Origin of the sequence: Nocardioides sp. Soil796, assembly GCF_001429525.1 — a bacterium.
Taxonomy (GTDB): domain Bacteria; phylum Actinomycetota; class Actinomycetes; order Propionibacteriales; family Nocardioidaceae; genus Nocardioides.
The window spans coordinates 188,358-204,250 of the sequence record NZ_LMSQ01000005.1; the positions used below are offsets into that span (position 1 = coordinate 188,358).

The 15,893-nt window shown below is 65.1% G+C and carries 14 protein-coding genes; all 14 read left to right on the plus strand.

Annotation, left to right across the window (positions count from 1 at the left end):
- Positions 1-275 precede the first annotated feature (275 nt).
- Positions 276-2,792 (plus strand): leucine--tRNA ligase, encoded by a 2,517-nt coding sequence (leuS, locus tag ASH02_RS03540; protein ID WP_056686619.1) that lies wholly within the window; start codon positions 276-278, stop codon positions 2,790-2,792.
- Between the two features lie 101 nt (positions 2,793-2,893).
- Entirely contained in the window at positions 2,894-3,754 is an 861-nt protein-coding gene (locus ASH02_RS03545) for a DegV family protein (RefSeq protein WP_056686622.1), read from the plus strand.
- 98 nt (positions 3,755-3,852) lie between these two features.
- Positions 3,853-4,905, plus strand: coding sequence for a ComEA family DNA-binding protein (locus ASH02_RS26930; RefSeq protein ID WP_056686625.1), 1,053 nt, complete (start codon positions 3,853-3,855; stop codon positions 4,903-4,905).
- Positions 4,905-6,509, plus strand: a complete 1,605-nt coding sequence (locus ASH02_RS03555) for a ComEC/Rec2 family competence protein (protein WP_057294287.1) — start codon at positions 4,905-4,907, stop codon at positions 6,507-6,509. The genes ASH02_RS26930 and ASH02_RS03555 overlap by 1 nt, the downstream gene beginning before the upstream one ends.
- Before the next feature lie 10 nt (positions 6,510-6,519).
- Complete coding sequence (locus ASH02_RS03560) at positions 6,520-7,986, plus strand: recombinase family protein (RefSeq protein ID WP_162262572.1); 1,467 nt, start codon at positions 6,520-6,522, stop codon at positions 7,984-7,986.
- Between the two features lie 259 nt (positions 7,987-8,245).
- Positions 8,246-8,953, plus strand: a complete 708-nt coding sequence (locus ASH02_RS03565) for a hypothetical protein (protein WP_156409696.1) — start codon at positions 8,246-8,248, stop codon at positions 8,951-8,953.
- Between the two features lie 100 nt (positions 8,954-9,053).
- Positions 9,054-9,233 (plus strand): hypothetical protein, encoded by a 180-nt coding sequence (locus ASH02_RS03570; RefSeq protein WP_057294290.1) that lies wholly within the window; start codon positions 9,054-9,056, stop codon positions 9,231-9,233.
- Between the two features lie 225 nt (positions 9,234-9,458).
- A complete protein-coding gene (locus tag ASH02_RS26935) occupies positions 9,459-9,824 on the plus strand; it encodes a hypothetical protein (RefSeq protein WP_156409697.1) in 366 nt (121 codons plus the stop codon).
- A gap of 64 nt (positions 9,825-9,888) precedes the next feature.
- Complete coding sequence (locus ASH02_RS25915) at positions 9,889-10,065, plus strand: hypothetical protein (protein WP_156409698.1); 177 nt, start codon at positions 9,889-9,891, stop codon at positions 10,063-10,065.
- 40 nt (positions 10,066-10,105) lie between these two features.
- Positions 10,106-10,408, plus strand: a complete 303-nt coding sequence (locus ASH02_RS03580) for a hypothetical protein (protein WP_057294292.1) — start codon at positions 10,106-10,108, stop codon at positions 10,406-10,408.
- 35 nt (positions 10,409-10,443) lie between these two features.
- The gene (locus ASH02_RS03585) at positions 10,444-10,848 is read left to right on the plus strand and encodes a hypothetical protein (RefSeq protein WP_057294293.1); all 405 of its coding nucleotides are present in this window, start codon (positions 10,444-10,446) and stop codon (positions 10,846-10,848) included.
- Positions 10,849-11,067: 219 nt separating this feature from the next.
- The gene (locus ASH02_RS03595; RefSeq protein WP_156409699.1) at positions 11,068-12,921 is read left to right on the plus strand and encodes an HNH endonuclease; all 1,854 of its coding nucleotides are present in this window, start codon (positions 11,068-11,070) and stop codon (positions 12,919-12,921) included.
- A gap of 69 nt (positions 12,922-12,990) precedes the next feature.
- Positions 12,991-14,208, plus strand: coding sequence for a phage portal protein (locus ASH02_RS03600; RefSeq protein ID WP_057294296.1), 1,218 nt, complete (start codon positions 12,991-12,993; stop codon positions 14,206-14,208).
- Entirely contained in the window at positions 14,205-15,887 is a 1,683-nt protein-coding gene (locus ASH02_RS03605; RefSeq protein ID WP_057294297.1) for a hypothetical protein, read from the plus strand. The genes ASH02_RS03600 and ASH02_RS03605 overlap by 4 nt, the downstream gene beginning before the upstream one ends.
- Positions 15,888-15,893 lie beyond the last annotated feature (6 nt).

The following is a 15,893-nucleotide window of genomic DNA, read 5'->3' on the forward strand; positions in this document are numbered from 1 at the left end:
GTGTTCCGGCTGAGTGTTCGGCGGGGGCGGATGCCCCCGGTGTGCATGTCTTCTGCCCATGGCTCGTACCGGCCAATCCCCGGCTGGGACCTGCGGTAACATGGTGGCATGTCTCAGCGGTTGCTTCTTCGCCAGCCGCGCTGATCGAGAACGATCATCGCGGCCACCCTCCCTGCCCGGAGGGTTTTTTTGTGCACTCAGACAGTGCGAGAGGCACTGCCTGGATGCCGGCCGGAACTGACATGCGGGACGCGGGATGACACGAGGAGAAACAGATGAGTGAGCAGGTCGAGCGGACACAGGTCGATTCGGTCGACACCGACCGCGAGGCGACGTACGACGTCATGGCGACGCAGGACAGGTGGCAGCAGGTCTGGGAGGACCTGGCGCCCTTCGTCGCGCACGACGACTCGCCCCGCGAGAAGCGCTACGCCCTCACGATGTTCCCCTACCCCTCGGGCGACCTGCACATGGGCCACGCCGAGGTCACCGCGCTGCACGACGTGATCGCACGCTACTGGTGGCAGAAGGGCTACGAGGTCCTGAACCCGATGGGCTGGGACTCCTTCGGCCTTCCCGCCGAGAACGCCGCCATCAAGAACGACACCCACCCGGCGACGTACACCTACGCCAACATCGAGACGCAGTTCGAGTCCTTCAAGAAGTACGGCCTGAGCTTCGACTGGACCCGCCGGCTGCACACCTCCGACCCGGAGTACTACCGCTGGACACAGTGGCTGTTCCTGAAGCTGCGCGAGCAGGGCCTGGCCTACCGCAAGAACAGCCCGGTCAACTGGTGCCCGAACGACCAGACCGTGCTGGCCAACGAGCAGGTCGTCGACGGTGCGTGTGAGCGCTGCGGCGCCGAGGTCACCAAGCGCGAGCTGACCCAGTGGTACTTCCGCACCACGGCGTACGCCCAGGAGCTGCTGGACTGCCTGGACGACCTGCAGGAGAACTGGTCGGACAAGGTCGTCAACGCCCAGCGCAACTGGATCGGGCGCTCCGAGGGTGCGCACGTCGACTTCGTGATCGAGGGACGGGCCGAACCCGTCACGGTCTACACCACGAGGCCCGACACGATCTTCGGCACGACCTTCATGGTCGTGGCCGTCGACGCGCCCTTGGCCGAGGAGCTGGTGACCGACGAGCGCCGCACGGAGTTCGAGACGTACCGCGAGGAGATCCGCCGGGAGACCGAGATCGAGCGGCTGTCCACCGACCGTCCGAAGACCGGCGTCGACCTGGGCGTCACGGCGACCAATCCGGTCACCGGTGCCCAGATCCCCGTGTGGGCCACGGACTACGTGCTGGCCGACTACGGCACCGGCGCGGTGATGGGGGTGCCCGGCGGAGACCAGCGCGACTGGCAGTTCGCCACGCAGATGGGCCTGCCGATCGTGCGCACCACCGAGCCGCCGGCCGACTTCGAGGGCGAGGCCTTCCACGGCGAGGGGCCGACGATAAACTCGCCCGCGGCCGGCGTGGACGCCCCGCTGGACATCAACGGACTGCCGGTCGACGAGGCCAAGTCGACGACCATCTCCTACCTGCAGGACGCCGGCCTGGGCCGCGGCACGGTCAACTTCCGGCTGCGTGACTGGCTGCTGTCGCGCCAGCGCTACTGGGGTGCCCCGATCCCGATCATCCACTGCCCGGTCGACGGCGAGGTTCCGGTCCCCGAGGACCAGCTGCCCGTCGTACTGCCCGACCTGCGTGGTGCGGACCTGAAGCCCAAGGGGGTCTCGCCTCTGGGCGCGGCCACCGACTGGGTCAACGTCGCCTGCCCCACGTGTGGCGGACCCGCGAAGCGCGACACGGACACGATGGACACGTTCGTGGACTCGTCGTGGTACTTCCTGCGCTACCTGTCGCCCAATGACGACACCCGGGCCTTCGACCCCGCGCTGGCCGAGAAGTGGGGCCCGTGCGACCTGTACATCGGCGGTGACGAGCACGCCGTCCTGCACCTGCTGTACGCCCGCTTCTTCACCAAGGCCATGCGCGACATGGGGCTGATCTCGTGGGACGAGCCGTTCTCGGCGTACCTGTCGCAGGGCAAGGTGATCAACAACGGTCGCAAGATGAGCAAGTCCCTGGGCAACGGCATCAACCTGGGGGACCAACTTGCGGAGTTCGGTGTCGACGCCGTACGCCTGACCCTGGTCTTCGCGAGCCCACCCGAGGACAACATCGACTGGGCCGACGTGTCTCCGGCCGGTTCGGCGAAGTTCCTGCAACGCGCCTGGCGGTTGAGTGGCGACGTGGCCTCCGAGCCCGGCGCCGACCCGGCGGCCGGCGACGTGGCGCTGCGCAAGGTCACCCACCGGACGCTGCACGACGGTGCCGCTCTGGTGGAGTCGTACCGGTTCAACGTGCTGGTCGCCCGCATCATGGAGCTGGTCAACGCGACCCGCAAGGCGATCGACTCCGGCTGCGGCCCGGCCGACCCGGCGGTCCGTGAGGCCACCGAGGCGGTGTCGATCATGCTGTCGCTGGTCGCGCCGTACACGGCCGAGGAGATGTGGCACCGACTGGGCCACGAGCCGACGGTCGCCCGGGCCGGCTGGCCAGTGGTCGACGAGGCGTTGCTGGTCGAGGACTCCGTGGTCGCGGTGGTGCAGGTCCAGGGCAAGGTGAAGGCCCGTCTGGACGTGTCTCCCGACGTCTCCGAGGCCGACCTGGAGGCGGCGGCGCTGGCCGATCCCGCGATCGTCAAGGCGCTGGAGGGCAAGACCGTGCGCAAGGTGATCGTGCGCGCCCCGAAGCTGGTCAACATCGTCGCGGGCTGACCTGCCCGTGCGTTTCTGCCCGAATGACGTGAAGCTTCACGGCATTCGGGCAGATTCACAGGCTCGCCTGTGAATCTGCCCCGCCACGATAGGGTTCGGGCATGCCTGAGCGTCGTGTCGCCGTCGTCACCGACTCCACCTCGACACTGACGCACGACGAGGCCGCGGCCCACGGAATCGTCGTGATTCCCCTGCAGGTGATCATCGGCGCGACCTCCTACGACGAGGGCGTCGACGAGGGCGCCAGCCCCGAGATGGTGGCCGCGGCCCTGAAGTCGTTCACGCCGGTGACCACGTCGCGGCCGAGCCCGGCAGGGATGCTCGAGGTCTACGCGGACCTCGCTGCGCAGGGGTACGACGAGATCGTCACGTTCCACCTCTCGAGCCGGATGAGCGGCACCTTCGAGTCCGCGCTGATGGCCTCGCGTGACGCGACGATCCCGGTGCACGTGGTTGACACGCAGCAGGTCGGTCCGGCGGTCGGGTACGCCGCGATCGCCGCCGTGCGGGCCCTCGAGGGGGGCGCCAGTGCGGAGAAGGCCGGGAAGATCGGCCTGGAGCGGGCCCTGTCGTCGACGTCCCTGTTCTACGTCGACACCCTCGAGTACCTGCGGCGCGGCGGCCGCGTGGGCAGTGCCGCCGCGTTCTTCGGTGGGGCCCTCGCGGTCAAGCCGTTGCTGCGCATCGAGAACGGCAGCATCGAGTCGTTCGAGAAGGTGCGTACGGCGGGCAAGGCCCTGGCGCGACTCGAGGACCTTGCAGCCGAAGCCGCGGGGGAGGACCCGGTCGAGCTGACCGTGGCCCACCTGGCCAGCCCGGACCGGGCCGAGCAGCTCGCGAACAAGCTGGCCGCCCGGCTCGGCCTGCAGGCACCGGTCCGGACCGTCGAGCTGGGCGCCGTCCTGGGCGCCCACGTCGGCCCCGGAATGGTCGCCGTGTGTGTGATGCCCACCGGCGCCTGAGCACTGTCGTGCACTGAGCTGCACGCGATTCACGCTCCTGTCCACAGGGCGGAGTGGGTGCCCTGTCGTTCGCCCTCGGGTTTTCCTACGGTCGTGGAATGCGTCCCCGAGGTCAGTCCACTGCGCACGCCGAAGCCGTCTCCCGTCGGCTGGAGCTGCTGAGCGCCGAGCTGCGCGCGCACTCCGGCCCCGAGACTCGGTCGCCGTCCGGGTCCCCGCCGCGGTCGCCGTCCCCCGACGCCGGGCCCGGCGATGACGGGCACACGCACGTGCGTGAGCTGCGGCTGGCGCGTGAGTCGGCGATCGCGCCTGATGACGACGACGACGGCTGGGTCCCGCCACCGTCAGTGCCGCCTCTGTCCGAGCCGGCCCTGCCCGAGTCGTCGGTCGTGCCGGGCTCTCCACGGGCGTCCGGTCCCGACGCTCCCGTCGATCTGCCGGCGCCGGCATTGCCCGTGCCGGGACGCCACGCCGCCCGGCGTACGACGCGCTCGTGGGTCGACGTCTCCGCCTTCCGTGGTCGAGTGGCCCTCACGGCCGGCCAGGTGGCGGCCTTGGCCGTGCTGGTCGCCGTGGGTCTGGCGATCACGGCGTGGTGGGTGATCCGCGACGACGCCGGGGCCCCGGTCGCCGAGCCGATGGGTGGTGCCGCCCTCGCAACGCCTGCGGGTGGGGTGCCCTCGGCGTCGGCGCCGATGTCTTCGGGATCGGCGTCCCCGTCCACCGAGCTGGTCGTCGACGTGACCGGCAAGGTGCGACGCCCCGGCATCGTCGTGCTGGAGCCCGGTGCCCGCGTCGTCGACGCCCTGAAGGCTGCCGGTGGCGTCCGGCGCGGCGTCGACCTCAGCGGTCTCAACCAGGCCCGGCCCCTGGTCGACGGTGAACAGATCGCTGTCGGGGTACCCGCTCCGCCGGGTGTCGCGGCCACGTCACCCCCGTCCTCCGGTGCTCCGGCCGGCGAGCTGGTCAACCTCAACACGGCGACCGGCACCGAGCTGGAGGAGCTGCCCGGGGTCGGTCCGGTCACGGCCGAGGCCATCATCGCGTGGCGCGACACGAACGGAGGTTTCCAGAGCGTCGACCAGCTCCTCGAGGTCGACGGAATCGGTGAGAAGACGCTGGCCGACCTGGCACCGCACGTCACACTCTGATGCGTGCCGGTGACCTGCTCCGACTGGCCGAGGTGCCGGAGGTCGCCGACCTGCGGATGCCGGCCGCCGGGCTGGCCGCCTGGCTGGGAGGTGTGGGAGGACTGCTCGCGCCCGTTCCCTCGGCCGTGGCCGGCGCGCTGGTCACCCTGGTGGTCTTCCGCCTGGTCGAGACGCCGGCGCTGCGGCGTGCCGTCGTGGCCTGGTTCCTGATCGCACTGGCCGTCGGGACCAGTGCTGCGCTGCGCGACCTGGCCGTGCGGTCCGGTCCGGCTGCGGCCTTGTCCGAGACCCGTACCGCCGTGTCCGCGCGGGTGACCGTGACCTCCGACCCGCGACCGGTGCAGGGGCAGTTCGCCACGTCCATCATCATGCGGGGCACCGTCTCCGTGCTGGGTGCACGCGGGTCGTCGTACGACGTGCACACGCCGGTGCTGCTGATCGCCGACGAGTCGTGGGCGCACGTCGAGCTGGGCAGCACCATGACCGTGCGCGGCCGGCTGGCGCCGTCCGGGGGACATGACGTGGCGGCGGTGCTGACACCGTTCGGCCCGCCGCCGCGGGCGGACCCACCCTCGGTCCTGTGGCGTGGTTCCGCCGCGGTGCGCCACGCGATCAGGGAGTCCTCCTCGGTCGGTCCGGCCCCGGCCCGCGACCTGGTGCCGGCCCTGGTCGACGGCGACGACCAAGGCCTGCCCGACCAGGTCCAGGAGGAGTTCAGGGCCTCTGGGCTGACCCACCTCCTGGCCGTCTCCGGCACCAACCTCACGCTGGTCGTCGGGTTCCTGCTGGTGGTGGGCCGGTGGTGCGGGGTGCGTGGCCGCTGGCAGTACGCACTCGGGGCGGCGGGCATCGTCGGGTTCATCCTCCTCGCCCGCACCGAGCCGAGCGTGGTCCGAGCCGCCGCGATGGGCACGGTCGCGCTGCTCGGGATGGGCTCGAACGGCACCGGTCGGGGCGTGCGGGCGATCGGCGTGGCCGTGGTGGGACTGTTGCTGCTCGACCCGTGGCTGGCCACGGCCGTCGGGTTCGCGCTGTCCGTGCTGGCCACGGCAGGCATCCTGCTGCTCTCGCCGGTGTGGTCGCGTGCCCTGGCGCACTGGATGCCGATGTGGATGGCCCAGGCGATCGCCGTACCGACCGCGGCACAGCTGGCCTGCACTCCGTTGGTGGCCGCGATCTCGGGCCAGGTCAGCCTGGTCGCGGTGCTGGCAAACCTGGCTGCGGGGCCGCTGGTCGCCCCGGCCACGGTGTGCGGGCTGCTCGGAGGAGTCATCGGACTGGTGTGGAGCGGGGCCGGCATGGTGCCCGGGTGGCTGGCCTGCCTCTGCGCGCGCGGCATCATCGCGATCGCCGACCGCGCCGCAGGGCTGGCGCTCCCCGCGATCGAGTGGGGCACCGACTGGATCGCGCTCGGTGTGCTCACCGCGATCTGCGCGGGGCTGGCAGTCACGCTCGGCACGCTGCTGGCCCACCGCTCCTCGGGTCTGGGCTGCTGCCTGCTGATGGTGCTGGTCGTGCTGGTGCCGTTGCCGTCGCCGGGCTGGCCGCCCGAGGGGTGGGTGATGACGGTGTGCGACGTGGGGCATGTCAGGTTGCCTCTGTAGCATGCAACGCATGACCTCACTCCGCGCAGCGATCTACGTACGTGTCAGCAAGAACCGAACCGACGACTCAGCCAAGCCGGAGCGTCAGATCAAGTCCTGCTCCCTGCTCGGCAAGGCCAAGGGCCTGACCCTGATCGCTGAACCGTTCGTGGACGATGACGTGAGCGCGTACAAGGGCAAGAAGAAGCGTCCTCAGTACGAAGCCCTGCTGGACCTGATCAAGGCCGGTGAGGTGGACGTGGTGCTGTCATGGCACATCGACCGGATGCTTCGCACCACTCGGGAGATGTTGGAGTTCATCACCTTGGCCGAAGAGACCGGGGTCAGCATCGAGTCCGTGCAGGGTGGCTCACTGGACCTGTCCACTCCTGCCGGACGCATGGTCGCCACGATCCTCGCGTCCGTCTCACAGGCTGAGGTCGAGATGAAGGCAGAGCGGCACCTACTGAAGAACGAGCAGACCCGTCAGGCCGGAGGCTCCACGGGTGGCCCGGTGCCGTTCGGCTGGACCTTGGGGGAGAAGGTTGGCCACTCCCGTCAGTTCATCGTTGATGAGGACGCAGCGAAGGCGATCAAGACAGCCACCACAGCCCTGATCGAAGGCTCAGAAAATCTTTCTCAGATCGCCCGTGACTGGAACGCACAGGGACTCCGTACGACGTTCGACAAGCCGTGGAATCACAACAGCCTGAAGAAGGTCTTGGTACGTCCTCGCAACGCTGGCCTTGTCGAGCACCACGGCTCCATCCTCGAAGGCGTAGAAGCCTCGTGGAGCCCGCTTGTGTCGGTGGAGGAGTGGCATGCCGTCTGCTCGGTGCTGGACGGCCAGAGGCGTGCCCAGAGCCCGCGCAAGCACCTGCTGTCCAACCTCCTCACCTGTGCCAAATGCGGCAAGCCGTTGGTGGCCGGTATGACGGTCAAGAAGGTCAAGGGCAGGGAGTACCGCTACGAGCAGTACAAGCACGCACCGGGGCAGGGGACCGGCTGTGGTGCCTCCATTGAGCGGACCATGGTGGACAAGAAGGTCAGGACCTATGTCAGGCACATTCTGACTTTTCAGAAAATAGAATCTCTGGTCCCTCAGTCCCACGACCTCACCTCTGCTCTGTCCCTCCGCAGTGAGGTGGCAGGCATCGAGAAGAGGATGCAGGAGTTGGAGGACCTGTGGGCTGACGGCGAGTTCTCCACGGATGGATACAAGAAGCAGCGGAAGGCCCTCTCAGAGGCCAGAGAAGTGGCACTGAAGGGCTTGGCAGGGCTTACGGAGCGCAATGCCTTCGCTGGGCTTCTCTCGGGCCTTCAGAAGGCCTCTTTTGAGGACTCGGTGAAGATGGGTCAGCAGTTCGATGCTCTGTCTCTCGATCACCGCAAGACCGTGGTCTCTGCCTTGTTCCCGAAGATCGTGATTGAGCCCGGTAGGGGAGAGGATCGAGTGAAGTTGTACAACGCTGACGGGGAAGAGTTCGAATTAACCTGACAAGTGTCAACTCTGATTCTCACTTTATTTTTTTGACTTAGATACATTCCATCGCTGCGCTAGGCCTTGAATCCCAAGGCAAAGGCTCGCTCGCCGCCGCTTCGCGGCTCGCTTCAAGGGTGCTCGATGAAGTCGAAGACTTACCTCTAGATGTCATGGGTCGCTTTTGCGACCCTGACTTAGTAAGTACGTAGGTAAGCTTTGCTATGTATGCTTTGAATAGGCGAAGGCAGGGACGATCTAACGCGACAGTCCCTCGATGAAAGGCATACGTATGTTGGAGACATTCTCACCCGATGGGGCATCTGCTGGTTGGTTCGCAGAGAACTACTTCATCGCAGGCAATCCCGACTTCTCTCGGTTCGAGCACCCTCGGCTGTCTGCCGATCCGTCCCACGGGAAACTGATCAACTTCTTCTGCATCCGATTTCCTGACGGCGTGGACCTCGCTTCTGGTCAGCGTGAGCCCTCCATGGTGTTGCGAGACGGCTCAGACCTCTATGCGCTCTGGTTCCATCACAGCGTTGACCCTGCCCGGATCAGTGAGCGTTCCGGTAAGCCCTCTGCGCACAACCTCTACTTGCAGGTGCGTTTCAAGTACGCCTCACTGATGAGCGGCACTGTGGTGGACGAATTCCCGAACCCCTTCCTCACCCCCGCTCGCTGGAACGGGCACATCGACACCCTGAAGGCCTTCAAGGACGATCTGAGGGCCGTGGACAACTGGGGGTCATTCCTTGTCCCTGAGTTCCTGTCCCGTGGCGGTAGCGCCAACACAGAGGCGCAGAGGGACGCACGTGCAGCGTTCAACGAGTGGCAGAAGACCCGCGCCGGAGGACAGGCACAGGAAATCATCAACGCCGTGGAAGCCGGACTCAGCAACCGAGAATTGTCGATGCGCTTCAACGTGAAGCCGGAGTCAGTGCCCTCGATGATCAGCCGCGCACGGAAGCGCCTTGCCTCATGAAAAGTGAAAGGCCCTCAGGTAACCGGCGAAGGCGTCCTGAGGGCCAGACGGCTGAAAGGCATTCAAAGCCGTCGAACACAGACTACACAGGAGACGCCTCATGAACGACAAGGACCGCATCCAGAAGGCTCTGGCCGACATGGAGGAAATCTCCACGCTGAACACCACAGAGGCCCGCAGGGACTCACAGCGAAACAAGCGGCTGGTGGACTCCGGTGAGACGTACCGGAGCCAGTACCCGAAGAAGAACTTCCGCACCTTGAAGAAGCACGATCACTGAGGCCGTACGTACTACATGGACACCAAGGCAGAAACTCGGACCTGTGCTGTGGAGACCTGTGACAGGCGTAGGCACGCAAGGAATCTCTGCACCATGCACTACCGACGTTTCTTGCGTCATGGTGATGCTGAGCCCCGCCAGAGGAAACCAAGGTCGGAGGAGCCAAAGCAGCAGAAGCCAAGGCAGCAGAAGCCAAGGCAGCAGAAGCCAAAGGAGCCCTGTTCAGTGAACTGGTGTGAAAAGCCCGCGAGGACAAGGAGTTTCTGTCTGACTCACTATTCCAACTTCAACAAGTGGGGCAATCCGTTCGGCAGGCCGGTAGAGGTGGACATCGAGAAAGTCACAGCGAGATTCCTCACCGAACTCCGTGCCGACCCGGAGGAACTGGTGGCCCTCGCAGAACACGCTGCGCTGGTCATTCACGGTCCTGAGTGGGTGGAGGAGCAGAAGGTGACTCGGATGCGCAGGATTGCAGAAGTTGAGAAAGACCCGGCGACTGTCGGTGCAGCCATGGGGATGACCTCACCGGACGTGACCAAGTTGGCCAAGAAGCATGGAGTCACCTTGTTCACAGGCTTGGAATGCGGCTGAAAAGAAAGTTCAAGAAAGTCGGCCTGAGCCCGAAGAAACGAAGGCCGGGTGACGATACTTAAGTATGGAATCCGCTGAATACGAAGCCCTTCGCTTCTTGGCCAGACACCCGGAACTTCAGTCACCCAAGTCCCACGAACGCAGGACTGCCGAATTCCTGACCGAACTGGGCTACGACGGCTTCAAGATCATGGGCCTTCGTCTGGTTTCAGAAAATAAAAACGAAGATCAACCGGCCTGAAGCCGTACGTACTACAACCAACTAGTGCAGGAGTTTTGAGATGAATACCGAAATGATCGAGTACACAGCAGTTGAACTCACCTACAAGGGTGAAGCCGTCCACCTTCCTGTGAGGGCAGACCTGACCCTCGTAGAGGTTGCCCGCCTCGCTCTTGAGGCGTGGGACACAGACAGCGAAGACCCGGATGACTTGACCTTCGCTGAACTGGATCGGGGCATGTCGGACAAGACGTACAACGCGCTGTCACCGGAGGACCGCGCAGCCTTCGACCAGAAGCAGGCTGAAGACCGTGCAGAGATGCAGGCTCGCGCACAGGCCCGACGAGCAGCCAAGAAGGCCTAGGACTACAAACCCACCTATCGAGGAGTGCAGACCTCATGATCAACATTCAGGAAGTCATCGTGCTGGCAACGCTCGCAGTAATCGGCCTCACCGGCTGTAGCGAGCAGTCAGACGACAAGGCAGAGAACACCACCAAGCAGCAGGACACCTCACTCAGGACCGCAGTGGAGGCCTACTCGGACGCGTACCTGACGGGCGATGACGCTTCGTACTCCATGCTCAGCCAGCGCTGTCAGGAACGGAATGACCGTGTGGTGTGGGCAGACCTGATGAAGCGCACAGCCCGCATCTTCGGTGAGGCGCAACCGCTCACCTCCTTCGATGCACAGGTCAGTGGCGACATGGCCCGTGTCACCTACACGTACGAGAACACCGACATCAACCAGACCTCCGAACCATGGGTCAGGGAAGACGGACAGTGGAAGGAAGACGACTGCTGACATGGACTACACCAACCAACGGCTGTGCCTGTGGATCAGGGTGGTCCTCTATGCCACCGCACACCACGGCCAGCCGTTGGAGGCAGGGGAACTGAGGCAGGCCCTCGACCCCACTGTCAGGTCCACCGACATCAGCAGAGCCATACGCACAGCCACCCGCCACGGTCTGCTCCACCCACGCAGCAGCGCACGCTGCCTCTACCTCAAGGACCAGAGACGATGACCACGACACAGCAGGACAGGTGGGCAGGTCGCAAGGTCCTCGAAGCACGCAGCATCATGGCCAACAAACTCCCGTCGCCCTGTGGTCAGTGTGGGAAAGAAGTCACAGAGAAGGACAAGTGGGTGGTCGGCCACGTCAAGAGCCGGATCACTCACCCTCACCTGACATGGGTGCTGAGCAATTGGCGCATCGAGCACAAGGCATGCAGTGACAAGACAGGGCAGGCAGCAGTAATTGAAAAAGCTAAATTCGATGCGCTGAAGTCAGTGGGCTTCGTTTTTCCCCCAGAGATGGAGGCCGGAAAGCCCCCGCTTCTTCCTGTACACACACACGAGAACCATTCTCAACCGCTGGAGGTCCGAGAAGGCCTGTCGTGGGCCAACCTCTGCCAGAACGCACCTGAATGGCTCCAGCCCTATCTGGAGGTCCCGGAGAACGCCTCCCCACCGATGTGGGTCACGGGTGTTCACCCGGAGGCTGTGGGCTCCTACGGGCCTGAAGCCCTCGCGTGGATGACGGAGAACCTGAAGGAGCGGGGCAAGCCGCTCAGCCTGCGCTGGTGGCAGCGTCTCGCTGTGGTGCTCCAACTCCAGCACCGCGAAGACGGGACCTTGTGCTTCAGGACCATCCTTGAGTCTGGCCCTCGACGGATCGGCAAGTCAGTCCGTCTCCGTGCCATGGCTCTGTGGCGATTGGAGAACGGTCCCGACCTCTTCGAGCCGGAGCAGTTGGTCCTGCACACCGGCAAGGACCTCGCAATCGTCCGGGAGGTCATGCGCAAGGCGTGGGCATGGGCTGGCCCTCGCGATGACTGGTCCTGCAAGAAGGGGATGACTGAGCCGGAGGTCTCCTATGCCGACGTGAATCGTTGGGTGGCCCGCAGCAAGGACGCGACCACCGGCTATGACGCCTGCCTCGCTCTGGTGGACGAAGCGTGGGACGTGAAGCCTGCCTCCATTGATGACGACTTGGAGCCCACGATGCTGGAGCGGGAGTCTCCGCAACTGGTCCTCACCTCGACCGCGCACCGCAGGGCAACCAGCCTCATGCGTGGCCGCATCCTCGATGCCCTCAGCGTGGACGATGGAGAGACGCTGGTGCTGATCTGGGGAGCGCCTGTCGGCTCTGACCCTGCTGACCCTGCCGTGTGGCGCGCAGCGTCCCCGCACTGGTCGGATGACCGTGCCTCGATGATGAGCAGCAAGTTTGCGAAGGCCATGGCCGGTGAGACCGATCCCGAGTTCGATGACCCCGATCCGATGGAGGGCTTCAAGGCTCAGTACTTGAATATGTGGCGGCTGAGGGATCGGCACGTGGAGCACGGCTCCGCTGTCTTCACCGCAGACCAGTGGGAGACCCTGACCGCTCTGCTGCCCGACACACGGCCTGACAGCGCAGCAGTGGAGTCATGGCACGCCGAAGGTGTCTCCGTCGCTCTGGCATGGCGCAGCGGGCTCGACACGGCGACTGTTCAGGTCCTCGACTTCCCCGACACAGCCTCAGCCGTGGCAGCCCTCAAGGACAGCGGCTTCAGAGGACGCGCCACTGTCGGAGCCAGCCTGCTGGAGGACCCTGCCTTCAAGAACGTGCGCACCACCAAGGGACAGGGCAGGCCTGCTGCCTCGGTGCAGGAACTCGCCCGTCTGGTGGCCGAAGGACAGGCTATGCACGACGGAGGGGAACACCTCACTACGCAGGTGCTGGCAGCCCGTACGACTCCCGGTGCTGACGGTCCCCGGCTGGTCTCCAAGGCCCGTGGGGACGCGATCAAGGCCGCTGTGTGGGCACTGACCTCTGCACGCAAGGCACGCTCCGGAAGGCCGCGCATCCTGTTGCCCTCAAGCGTTTAGGTGAAAAGCAAGCAAAACGTGCTTGCTTTTCCGTCTATTGATATCTAGTAAATCTAATAGAATGTCCATATGGGCGTTCTCAGGTCACTCTTCACGGGTAAGCCTGACCCCATTGTTGAGGCGGCAACGTCCAAGTCCCTTCAGCCGGTCTTCGCAGGCGTCGATATCGACCCCGGCACCCTCTACGGAGTTCAGACCCTCGATGAGGCAATGCTCTGGATGCAGGGAATTCGTCGGATCACCCGTCGTGAAGCAATGACAGTCCCCGCTGTCTCCAAGGCCCGCAATCTCATTGCCGGAGGCCTTGGCCAGTTGCCTCTTCGCCTCCACGACCAGAACAACGAAGTTGTGGACTGGTCTCTGCTCTCGCAGCCGGAGGCCGGAGAGTCCTCCATCACCACGTGGACCAACGTCATTGACGATCTGCTCTTCAGTAAATATTCCTATCTCCGGGTGACGCACCTCGGCTGGCACGGCAAGCCCGCAGAGGTCATCCGACTGGACCCTGAGTCCGTCACCTACCGGCCTGACCTCCACGTCTACCGCACCGCCACCGGCTCCGGCACCGCTGGGGAGTGGAAGCCGGATGACCAGATCATCCGCATCGAAGGACCGAACGACCCGCTGCTTGTCGCCGGAGCCCGCGCTATCCGCGCTCTGGGTCGCCTTGAGGCCGCTGGCCTGAACGCGGCTGAGGGTGTTCCCCCGATGGACTGGTTCAGCCCCGCAGACGGTGTGGACCCGTACAACCTCGATGACCCCGATGACCAAGCCGAAGTACGGGCGATCCTCGACGCGTGGAAGCAGGCCCGTCAGGAGCGCTCCACCGCCTATGTCCCCGGTGCCCTGAAGTACAACACCAACTCCTTCAACCCGGAGCAGTTGCAACTCGTACAGGCCCGTGAAATGGCCATTGGCGAGATTGCCCGGCTCACCGGCATCGACTCCGACGACCTCGGCCTGAACACCACCAGCCGGGTCTACTTCAACGCGCAGGACCGTCGCCGCGCCTTCCTCGACTTCGTGGTGGGTCCGTACATGCGGGCCATTGAGTCCCGGCTCTCCATGCCCGACGTGACACCGCGTGGCTACACGGTGCGCTTCGACACCGCCGACTTCGCGAAGGCCGACGACCTCACCAGTGCTCAGACCGACGAAATTCTTGTGCGCTCCGGAGTCATGGACATCAACGAGATTCGTGAGCGCCGTGGGCTGGCTCCGCTGAGCACTCCCAAGTCCTCCACTCCCGCGCTCCCTGCGCCTGTCCCTGAGGAGGCCCTTCGATGAAGGTCACCCTGTCTGCCGCAGACTTCACCGCCGACACTGAGAGGCGCACCCTCACAGGGCTGCTCCTGCCGTTCAACGCGGTGTCCCGTCCTGCCGCCGATCCGCGCACCGGGAAGGTCTCCACCTTCTCCTTCTCTGAGGGCACCGTGACCCTGCCGGAGGACCCGTCCGACGTGATCCTGAACTACGGCCACGACCGCGAATCCATGGCCGCACAGGTGGGAGTCGGTGCTGAGTTCACCCTCCAGCCCGAAGGCGTGCAGGCCAAGTTCCGCATTGCCCGGACCCCTGAGGGTGACCGGGTGTTGGCACTGGCAGAGGACCGCATCCTCAAGTCCTTCTCCGCAGAGGTCGAAGGCGAGTTCGTCAACCGTGGCGGTGTCCAGCACGCCGTGTCCACGAATCTCTACGGCGCAGCAATCGCGCTCAAGCCCGCATTCGTGGGAGCACACATCACCAGCGTGGCGGCATCCGCCGCAACAGAGAAGGGAAATCACATGACCGACGAGACCACGGAGAAGGTCGAGGCCACTCAGGTCTCGTTCTCTGCCGACGAAGGCAAGGCACTGGCCACCAAGGTCACTGAACTTGCCACCAAGATCGAAGGACTGGCCGACATCAAGGTTCCTGTCACCACGGCACAGTTCGCCGTCAAGGAAGAGCCCATCTACCGCTTCAGCGGTCACGAGGGTGCTCCCTCCGGCTTCGACTTCGCCACCGACATCCTGAACGCAGCCCGCTACGGCGATCAGGCTGCCTTCAAGCGGGTGCAGGACTTCACCGCTGAGTACATCGGCGCTGACTTCGTGGACACCGGAGACACCACGGCGGTCAACCAGCCCACGTACCGCCCGGACATGTTCCTTGGTCAGGCTCCGGTCCCGACCAGCCCCATGTTCGACACCTTCCGCAAGGGTGGCCTCAGCGACATCACTCCCTTCTTCTACTCGAAGTTGGACCGTGCTGCGACCAACGTTGGTGTGGCCGATCACGTCGAGGGAACCGACCCCACGAACAAGGACCTTGTGACCGTGGCCGGTGCCACCGTCAGCCCGGTGCCTGTCTCCGGCAAGGTGCACATCACCCGCGAAGTGGGCGATCAGGGCGGCAACCCGCAGGTCTCCGGCCTCGTGTGGGCTGAGTTCGAGCGCTCCTTCAAGATCGCTCTGGAGACCAAGACCGCTGCTCTGGTCAACGCTGCCACCGTCACCTCCCTGACCTCGGCTATCGCAGCCGGTGCCACGGGTGCTGTGGCCGGTCAGGCGATTGAGGCCGGTCTGCTCGGTCTCCAGTTCCTCGCGGACGGCTCGCGCTTCACCAAGTCCTTCGGTCACGTGGACCTGTACACGGTGCTGGCCACCTACGAGAACGCGGACGGTGAGAAGCGTTACCCGATCATCAACCCGCAGAACCGTGACGGCATCTCGGGGGCGAAGTACTCGTTCCTCGACATCGCCGGTTACCGCATGGAGCCGGGTCACTCGCTGGGTGCCACGGGCGTCAACTCCAAGTCCTACGTGGCTGACCCCGGTGCGGTGCACGTGTGGAACTCGGGCCTGAACCGCTTCGACAAGTTGACCGAGAAGGTGGAGGGCTGGGACATCGGCTGCTTCGCGTACTTCGCGGGCATCGTCTACGACGTCTCCGGCCTCCGTCAGATCACCTACACGAAGGCGTGATCTGAC

Bases quoted from the DNA above. Each gene is read 5' to 3' on its own strand.
- ASH02_RS03560 (WP_162262572.1), top strand. From the start codon at position 6,520: ATGACCTCACTCCGCGCAGCGATCTACGTACGTGTCAGCAAGAACCGA.
- ASH02_RS03580 (WP_057294292.1), top strand. From the start codon at position 10,106: ATGAATACCGAAATGATCGAGTACACAGCAGTTGAACTCACCTACAAG.
- leuS (WP_056686619.1), top strand. From the start codon at position 276: ATGAGTGAGCAGGTCGAGCGGACACAGGTCGATTCGGTCGACACCGAC.
- ASH02_RS25915 (WP_156409698.1), top strand. From the start codon at position 9,889: ATGGAATCCGCTGAATACGAAGCCCTTCGCTTCTTGGCCAGACACCCG.
- ASH02_RS26930 (WP_056686625.1), top strand. From the start codon at position 3,853: ATGCGTCCCCGAGGTCAGTCCACTGCGCACGCCGAAGCCGTCTCCCGT.
- ASH02_RS03585 (WP_057294293.1), top strand. From the start codon at position 10,444: ATGATCAACATTCAGGAAGTCATCGTGCTGGCAACGCTCGCAGTAATC.
- ASH02_RS03555 (WP_057294287.1), top strand. From the start codon at position 4,905: ATGCGTGCCGGTGACCTGCTCCGACTGGCCGAGGTGCCGGAGGTCGCC.
- ASH02_RS03565 (WP_156409696.1), top strand. From the start codon at position 8,246: ATGAAAGGCATACGTATGTTGGAGACATTCTCACCCGATGGGGCATCT.
- ASH02_RS03600 (WP_057294296.1), top strand. From the start codon at position 12,991: ATGGGCGTTCTCAGGTCACTCTTCACGGGTAAGCCTGACCCCATTGTT.
- ASH02_RS03570 (WP_057294290.1), top strand. From the start codon at position 9,054: ATGAACGACAAGGACCGCATCCAGAAGGCTCTGGCCGACATGGAGGAA.
- ASH02_RS03595 (WP_156409699.1), top strand. From the start codon at position 11,068: ATGACCACGACACAGCAGGACAGGTGGGCAGGTCGCAAGGTCCTCGAA.
- ASH02_RS03545 (WP_056686622.1), top strand. From the start codon at position 2,894: ATGCCTGAGCGTCGTGTCGCCGTCGTCACCGACTCCACCTCGACACTG.
- ASH02_RS03605 (WP_057294297.1), top strand. From the start codon at position 14,205: ATGAAGGTCACCCTGTCTGCCGCAGACTTCACCGCCGACACTGAGAGG.